The sequence below is a fragment of the Kitasatospora putterlickiae genome, assembly GCF_039527695.1.
Taxonomy (GTDB): Bacteria; Actinomycetota; Actinomycetes; order Streptomycetales; family Streptomycetaceae; genus Kitasatospora; species Kitasatospora putterlickiae.
This window is the reverse complement of sequence record NZ_BAAAKJ010000140.1, coordinates 1,479-8,356: the sequence shown is the minus strand read 5'-3', so window position 1 is coordinate 8,356 and position 6,878 is coordinate 1,479. Positions and strand designations below refer to the sequence as shown.

Here is a 6,878-nt window from a genome sequence, read left to right as displayed (position 1 = left end):
CCGCGCCGCCGCGCGGCCCACGACCCGTCCGGAGAAGAGGCAGCCGCCGAGGAAGGTGCCCTCCAGCGCGTTGTAGCCGTGCACCCCGCCGCCGCCGAACCCGGCGGCCTCGCCGGCCGCGTAGAGCCCCGGCACCGGCGCGCCGTCGGCGCCGAGCGCGCGGGAGGAGAGGTCGGTCTGGATGCCGCCGAGCGTCTTGCGGGTGAGCACGTGCAGCTTGACGCCGATCAGCGGCCCGGCGGCCGGGTCGAGCAGCCGGTGCGGGGCGGCGGTGCGGCCGAGGCGGTCGCCCAGGTAGCGGCGGGAGTTGCGCAGGCCCTGCACCTGGGCGTCCTTGCTGTACGGGTTGGACAGCTGCCGGTCGCGGGACTCGATCTGCTCCCGTATCCGCGCCGCGTCCAGCAGCGGGGTCGCGGTCAGCGCGTTCATCCTCGCGACCAGGTCCTCCAGGGTCGCGGCGACCACGAAGTCCTCGCCGTGCCGCTTGAACGCCTCGACCGGGGCCGGCGCGCCCTTGCCGAGCAGGCGCTCGCGCACGAAGGCCTTGCGGTCCCCGGCGGTGATGTCGGGGTTCTGCTCGGAGCCGGAGAGGGCGAACTCCTTCTCGATGATCTTCTGCGTGAGCACGAACCAGGAGTGGTCGTACCCGGTCAGCTCGGGGTCGGTGCGCAGGTGGCGCAGGGTGCCCAGGGTGTCGTAGCCGGGCAGGCAGGGCTCGGGCAGGCGGCGGCCGAGGGCGTCGAACCACATCGAGGAGGGGCCGGGCAGGATCCGGATGCCGTGGCCGGGCCAGATCGGGTTCCAGTTGTGCAGGCCCTCGGTGTAGTGCCACATCCGGTCGCTGTTGACCAGTCGCGCCCCGGCCTCGGCGCTGATGCCGAGCATCCGCCCGTCGACGTGGGCCGGGACCCCGGTGACCAGGTGCCGGGGCGGGGTGCCCAGTCGTGCGGGCCAGTGGGCGCGGACCAGGTCGTGGTTGGCCCCGATGCCGCCGGCGGCCACCACGACGGCCTGGGCGGAGAGTTCGAAGTCCCCGGTCTCCTCGCGGCTGGACGCCACGCCGCGCGCCGAGTCGTCCGGGGCCAGGACGCGGCCGCGCACGCCGGTCACCACGCCGTCGGTGACCACGAGTTCGTCGACGCGGTGGCGGTGGCGGAAGGTCAGCAGCCCGTCGGCGGCGGCCTGCCGGGCGGAGCGGGCGAACGGCGCGACCACGCCGGTCCCGGTGCCCCAGGCGACGTGGAAGCGGGGCACCGAGTTGCCGTGCCCGTCGGCGCGCAGGTCGCCGCGCTCGGCCCAGCCGACCGTGGGCAGGAAGCGCAGCCCGTGCCCGGCCAGCCAGGAGCGCTTCTCCCCGGCGGCGAACTCGACGTACGCCCGGGCCCAGCGCACCGCCCAGCGGTCCTCGTCGTCCTGGCGGTCGAACCCCGCGCTGCCCTGCCAGTCGCTCCAGGCGAGGTCGAAGGAGTCCTTGACCCGCATCCGGCGCTGTTCGGGCGAGTCGACCAGGAACAGGCCGCCGAAGGACCACCAGGCCTGGCCGCCGAGGTTGGCGACGTTCTCCTGGTCGACGAGGATCACCCGGCGTCCCCGGGAGGTGAGTTCGTGGGCTGCGGTGAGTCCGGCCAGGCCGGCTCCGACGATGATGACGTCAGTGTCCATGGGTGTTCCTCGGGGAAGGGCCGGCACGGGCCCGCGCGGAGGGCGGGGCGGTGGGCGCGCGGTCCGCGGAGTCGGCGGCCGGTCGGGCGCGCGTCGGCGCCCGGGTGTCGCTTCGGGGTCGGGAGGTGTCCGAAACAGTACAGTGTTCGGTTTTTCCCGACAAGGGTTCACCCGCGGAGACGCGCGGCGGGTCGCATAAACTCCCCCCGTGGCCAACCGCAGCTCCACGCCCAAGGGACGGGCGCAGCGTGAACGCGCCCTGGCGGCGGCCTTCGAGGTGTTCGCCCGCGAGGGCGAGCGCGGCACGTCGCTGCGCGCCATCGCCCGGGAGAGCGGGATGAGCCTGACCGGGCTGATGCACCACTTCGTCTCCAAGGACGAGCTGCTCACCGAGCTGCTGCGCGGCACCGACGAGCTGGCGGCGCTGCGCTGGGACGCGCTGGCCGGGGCGGGCGATCCCGGCGAGTTCATGGCGCGGGTCATGGAGGCCAACGCGGCGAACCCGGCGCGGGTGCGGCTCTACGTCCACCTCGCCGCGTCCTCGCTCGACCCCGGACATCCGGCGCACCCGTACTTCCGGGAGCGGTTCGAGCGGTTCCGCGCGGCGGTGCGCGACCACCTGGAGGCGCGGCGGGCGGACGGCTCGGTGGACCCGGGGCTGGACCCGGACTTCACGGCCGCCGCGTTCCTGGCGCTCGTCGAGGGGGCGCAGCTTCAGGGGCTGAACGACCCGTCGGTGGACGTGCCGGGTCTGGTCCGGCGGGGCTGGAAGGCGCTGCTGGGCGGGCCGGTCAGCTGACCGGCCGGCTCCGCTCCGCCAGGGCGTCCAGCAGGACGCCGGTGAGGCGGCGGATGTCCCCGGCCATGTCGATGCCGGGGTCGAGCAGCCACTGGAGCTGCAGCCCGTCGGTCGCGGCGATCAGGATCCGGGCCGCCCAGGCGGCCTCGGCCGCGCGGTCCTCGTCCACGGCCTCCGGCGCGGCGGTCGCCCGCTCGGCGGTGGTCGACGGCTCGGCCGAGGCATGCGCGATGAGCTGCTCGGTGAAGCGCCGGCGGTAGCGGTCGTAGCGCTCGCTGAAGTACTCGTGGGCCGGGTGGTCCGGCTCGGCGGCGGCCGCGGCGAGGTCCACGAAGAGCTTGACCAGCCCGGGAGTGGACGCGTTGGCGGCCAGGACGCGCAGGAAGTCGTCCGCGCCACGGGCCTCGAAGGCCCCGAACCGCTCCTCGGCCGCGGCGTCACGGGCGGCGAGGACGGCGGTGAGCAGGGCCTCCCGGCCGCCGAAGTGGTGCAGCACCCCGGCGTCGGTCATCCCGACCCGCTGGGCGATGTCGCGCACCGACACCTTGCGGCTGCCCGCCTCGGCGTAGGCGGCGAGCGCGGCCTCGATGATCTGCCGCCGTTTCGAGGAGGTCTTGGCGTAGGGGCCCCTGGGCTTGGTCATGAGCGGATTCTACGAGGCCGGGGCGGAGTCGCGAGCATGAAAACCTTGAGTGCCTAAGTTTTCATGGCTATGGTGACGTCACCCCCGACCCGCACGGCGAAGGAGCCGTCCGTCCTTCCGGTGCGCGGGGTCCGCTGACCCGGCGCGTCGTGACCGGCACCCCCCTGACCCCATCCCAGAGCAGAGAGAACAGGACCCCTCATGACCTCCGACCGGGTTTCCGACCTGAGCCTCGCCGAGCAGGCGTCGCTCACCTCCGGCGCGACCTCCTGGACCACCACCCCGGTGCCCGGCACGGTCCGCGCGCTCACCCTCTCGGACGGCCCGCACGGCATCCGCCGCCCCGCCGAGGACGGCCCCGGCGTCTCCTTCCTCGGCACCAGCCTGCCCGCCACCTGCTACCCGCCCGCCGTCACCCTCGGCTCCAGCTGGGACACCGGCCTCGCGCACCGCGTCGGCGCGGCCCTCGCCCGGGAGGCGTCCGCCTTCGGCGTGGACGTCGTCCTCGGCCCCGGCGTCAACATCAAGCGCAGCCCGCTGTGCGGCCGCGACTTCGAGTACTTCTCCGAGGACCCGCACATCAGCGGACGGATGGGGGCCGCCGTCGTCACCGGCATCCAGTCGCTCGGGGTCGGCGCCTGCGTCAAGCACTTCGCCGTCAACAACCAGGAGACGGACCGGATGCGGGTCAGCGCGGAGGTCGACGAGCGGACGCTGCGCGAGCTCTACCTGCCGGCCTTCGAGCACATCGTGCGCGAGGCGAAGCCGTACACCGTGATGTGCTCCTACAACCGGGTCAACGGCGTGCACGCCAGCCAGAACCGGGAGCTGCTGACCCGGATCCTGCGCGAGGAGTGGGGCTTCGACGGCCTGGTGATGTCCGACTGGGGCGCCGTCAACGACCGGGTCGCCGCGCTGGCCGCCGGGCTGGACCTGGAGATGCCGCCGACCGGCACCGATGACGAGATCGTCACCGCCGTCCAGGAGGGCCGGCTGGACGCGTCCGCCGTCGCCACCGCCGCCGGGCGCGTGCTGCGGCTGCGCGACCGGGTGGACCGGGCCGAGCGGGTCGCCGCCTGGGACGCCGACGCCCACCACGAACTGGCCCGCGAGGCCGCCCGCGACGGCGCCGTGCTACTCAAGAACGAGGGCGGGCTGCTGCCGCTCGACCCGCACGCCCGGCAGCGGCTCGCGGTCATCGGCGAGTTCGCCCGCACCCCCCGCTACCAGGGCCACGGAAGCTCCCGCGTCACCCCGACCCGGGTCGACACCGCCTGGGACGCGCTCCGCGCCCAGGCCGGCCCCGCCCTCACGCTCGCCTTCGCCCCCGGCTTCACCCTGGACGACACCCCCGACCCCTCCCTGGCGACGGAGGCGGTGGCCCTGGCCGCCGAGTCCGACACCGCGCTGCTCTTCCTCGGCCTGCCCGACAGCTCCGAGACCGAGGGCCTGGACCGCACCCACATCCAGCTGCCCGCCGAACAGCTGGAGCTGCTGCGGCACGTGTCCGCCGTCTGCCCCCGGGTCGCGGTCGTGCTGGCCAACGGAGCGGTGGTGTCCGTCGCCGAGTGGCAGGACGACGCGGCCGCCGTCCTGGAGGCCTGGCTCGGCGGCCAGGCCGGCGGCAGCGCCCTCGCCGACCTGCTGTTCGGCGCGCACAGCCCGTCCGGCAGGCTCACCGAGTCCATCCCGCTCCGGCTCCAGGACACCCCCTCCTACCCGCACTTCCCCGGCCAGGACGGGCGGAGCGTGTACGGCGAGGGCCGCTTCGTCGGCTACCGCCACTACGACACCGTCGACCTCCCCGTCGCCTACCCCTTCGGCCACGGGCTGAGCTACACCACCTTCCGCTACGACCACCTGGAGGTGGAGCGGACCGGCGAGAACGCCTGGACCGCCCGCGTCACCGTCACCAACACCGGCGCGCGCGGCGGCGCCGAAGTCGTCCAGCTCTACCTCGCCGTCGACGAGCCGCAGCCCACCCGGCCCCGCCGCGAACTGCGCGGATTCGCCAAGCTCCGCCTGGAACCTGGCGCCTCGGGCCGGGCCGAGTTCCAGCTCACCGGCCGCGACCTCGCCCGGTGGTCGACGAGCCGCCGCGACTGGCGGGTGGACCCCGGCACCTTCACCGTCGAGGTCGGCGCCTCCTCCCGCGACATCCGCCTGCGCAGCTGGCTGCGGACGCCCGGCGACGGCGTCCTCGACCCGCTGAGCGACCAGTCCAGCCTGGGCGAGTGGCTCGCGCACCCGATCGGCTCCGCCGTCCTCGCCGAGCACCTGGCCGACCTGCCGTTCGCCACCACCCTGGCCGCGGGCGACGCCCAACTCCTGGCCGCCGCCCACCAGGTGCCGCTGGTGAAGTTCACCGGCTTCGGCCTCGGCGTGACCCGCGCGCACATCACCGCCCTGGTCACGGAGGTCGCGGAACGCCGGAAGCGGTAGCGGCCGCCCCCGCCCCGGCCGGTCCGCGGCCGGGGCCGGGGGGAAGGCCTGTTCCCCCCTTCACCGCACCCGGCGTCACTTCCGCACCGGTCCGTCCGCCGAGGGACCGTCACCTCCGCCAACCTTCACGAAACATCCCCCGGAGAACCCCCGCCCGGTCCTTGACCTGCGGGGGTCGTTAGTATGGACCCGCACGAGAGGCAGGCGGGGTTCCGCCGACACCTCCGCGGCGCCGTCCGTGGTCTTCGACACCGGGCGGGCGGCAGGGGTCGCCGAACCCTGGCCCACGAGGAGCGATGTGACGGTACACCGACCGGGAACGGGTGCGGCCCGGCACCTGAGCGCCGCCGATCGGTGGACCATTCCCCTTCAGCCGGCCTTCCCCGGCCGTTCCGGTCCTTCGTGTACCCCTGGAGCCGGAAGGACCGCGCCGCCCTCGTCACGGCGCGGCCCGCTCCCGCCTCCGTCCATCCACCACAGGTCAGCTCAGGTACCTCCATGCACACCCATACCGCCCCCATCGACGGCTTCCACTACGGCTGGATCAATCCCGTCCTCTCCTACGCGGTCGCCTGCCTCGGAGCAGCGCTCGGCCTCCGCTGCACCGTCCGCGCCCTGGACCTGCCGCCGCGCCGGCGGCTCGGCTGGCTGCTGCTCGGCGCCGCCGAGATCGGCTGCGGCATCTGGACGATGCACTTCCTCGCGATGCTCGGCTTCACCGTCACCGGCTCGACCATCCTCTACAACGTGCCGCTGACGCTGTGCAGCCTGCTGCTCGCGATCACGGTCTGCGGCCTCGGCATCCTCTACGTCGGCTACCGGCCGCGCGGCCTGTCCACCCTGCTGGTCGGCGGCACGGTGATGGGACTGGGCGTCGCCGCGATGCACTACCTCGGCATGGCGGCGATGCACGTCCAGGGAGAGGTGTCCTACGACACGGCCATCGTGGCCACCTCGGTCGCGATCGCCGTGGCCGCGTCCACCGCCGCGCTGTGGATGACGCTGAACATCACCGGCCTGCTCGCCTCGCTGGCCTCGGCGCTGATCGCCGGGGTCGCCGTGGTCGCCATGCACTACACCGGCATGGCCGCGGTCTCGGTCGTGCTCGACGGCAGCGCCCCGGCCGGCGGCCTCCCCGCCTCGCAGTTCATCACCCCGCTCGCGGTGGCGATCCTCGTCCTGCTCGCGCTCGGCGGGATCGCCCTGATGCTGTCGCCGCAGGACGCCTCGCTGTCGGGCCGGGCCGCCGCCCCCCGGCCGGAGCCGGTACGGGTGCCGCTGTTCGAACGGCGGGGGTGATCCGGCACCGGATGAACCGGACGGCCCGGCGCG

General features: G+C 74.4%; 5 protein-coding genes. 3 read left to right on the top strand and 2 right to left on the bottom strand.

Annotated elements, in window-relative coordinates; all coding sequences use genetic code 11:
- Nucleotides 1-1,662, bottom strand: a 1,662-nt coding sequence (locus tag ABD308_RS15000) for an FAD-binding dehydrogenase (RefSeq protein ID WP_344333763.1), incomplete at its 3' end; no start/stop codon positions are given.
- Nucleotides 1,663-1,870: 208 nt separating this feature from the next.
- On the opposite strand from ABD308_RS15000, the gene ABD308_RS14995 reads away from it, so the two are divergent.
- Nucleotides 1,871-2,461 (top strand): TetR/AcrR family transcriptional regulator, encoded by a 591-nt coding sequence (locus ABD308_RS14995; RefSeq protein ID WP_344333761.1) that lies wholly within the window; start codon nt 1,871-1,873, stop codon nt 2,459-2,461.
- On the opposite strand, the gene ABD308_RS14990 is transcribed toward ABD308_RS14995, so the two are convergent.
- Nucleotides 2,454-3,104 carry a TetR family transcriptional regulator gene (locus tag ABD308_RS14990; protein ID WP_344333760.1) on the bottom strand — a complete coding sequence of 217 codons (651 nt, stop codon included), beginning with the start codon at nt 3,102-3,104 and terminating at the stop codon, nt 2,454-2,456. The two genes, ABD308_RS14995 and ABD308_RS14990, sit on opposite strands and share 8 nt — an antisense overlap.
- Before the next feature lie 201 nt (nt 3,105-3,305).
- On the opposite strand from ABD308_RS14990, the gene ABD308_RS14985 reads away from it, so the two are divergent.
- The gene (locus ABD308_RS14985; RefSeq protein WP_344333759.1) at nt 3,306-5,546 is read left to right on the top strand and encodes a glycoside hydrolase family 3 C-terminal domain-containing protein; all 2,241 of its coding nucleotides are present in this window, start codon (nt 3,306-3,308) and stop codon (nt 5,544-5,546) included.
- A gap of 498 nt (nt 5,547-6,044) precedes the next feature.
- Complete coding sequence (locus ABD308_RS14980) at nt 6,045-6,845, top strand: MHYT domain-containing protein (RefSeq protein WP_344333757.1); 801 nt, start codon at nt 6,045-6,047, stop codon at nt 6,843-6,845.
- Nucleotides 6,846-6,878: the final 33 nt, after the last annotated feature.